The sequence below is a fragment of the Aestuarium zhoushanense genome, from assembly GCF_056431045.1.
Window position 1 is genome coordinate 233,545 of sequence record NZ_JBWKMA010000015.1, and the last position, 894, is coordinate 234,438.

1 protein-coding gene is annotated in these 894 nt (G+C 60.3%); it reads right to left on the reverse strand.

All coding sequences use genetic code 11. From position 1 onward, the window contains the following. The coding region (locus tag AC07ED_RS06925; RefSeq protein ID WP_478241996.1) for an Ig-like domain-containing protein at positions 1–894 on the reverse strand (894 nt) is incomplete at both ends.

Sequence of the window (894 nt, forward strand, 5' to 3'; positions counted from 1 at the left end):
TGTAAACACCAGTTGACCGTTCACGATCTCGACCGAGCCCTGCTCGGCAGGAACTGTGGCTTCGGTGATCGTCAGCGGCTGGTTGTCTGGATCGCTATCGTTGTCGAGCACGTCGATGGTGACAGCGGTATCCTCATCGGTGGTCGCGGTGTCGTCGTTAGCTTCTGGTGCATCGTCAACAGGGTTAACGGTGACCACAACATTCGCTGTGTCCGTGTTCCCGTCTGGATCGCTGACCGTGTAGCTGATCGTCGCCTCGCCGTTGAAGTCCGGCGCCGGTGTAAACACCAGTTGACCGTTCACAATCTCAACCGAGCCCTGCTCGGCAGGAACCGTGGCTTCGGTGATGGTCAGCGGCTGGTTGTCCGGATCGCTGTCGTTGTCGAGCACGTCGATGGTGACAGCGGTATCCTCATCGGTGGTCGCGGTGTCGTCCAGCGCTTCCGGCGCATCGTCAACAGGGTTAACGGTGACCACAACATTGGCGGTGTCCGTGTTCCCATCAGGATCAGACACCGTGTAGCTGATCGTCGCCTCGCCGTTGAAGTCCGGCGCCGGGGTGAACACCAGCTGACCGTTCACGATCTCGACCGAGCCCTGCTCGGCAGGAACTGTGGCTTCGGTGATCGTCAGCGGCTGGTTGTCTGGATCGCTATCGTTGTCGAGCACGTCGATGGTAACAGCGGTGTCTTCATCGGTGGTCGCGGTGTCGTCCAGAGCTTCCGGCGCATCGTCAACAGGGTTAACGGTGACCACAACATTCGCTGTGTCCGTGTTCCCGTCTGGATCGCTGACCGTGTAGCTGATCGTCGCCTCGCCGTTGAAGTCCGGCGCCGGGGTGAACACCAGCTGACCGTTCACGATCTCGACCGAGCCCTGCTCTGCAGGAACCGT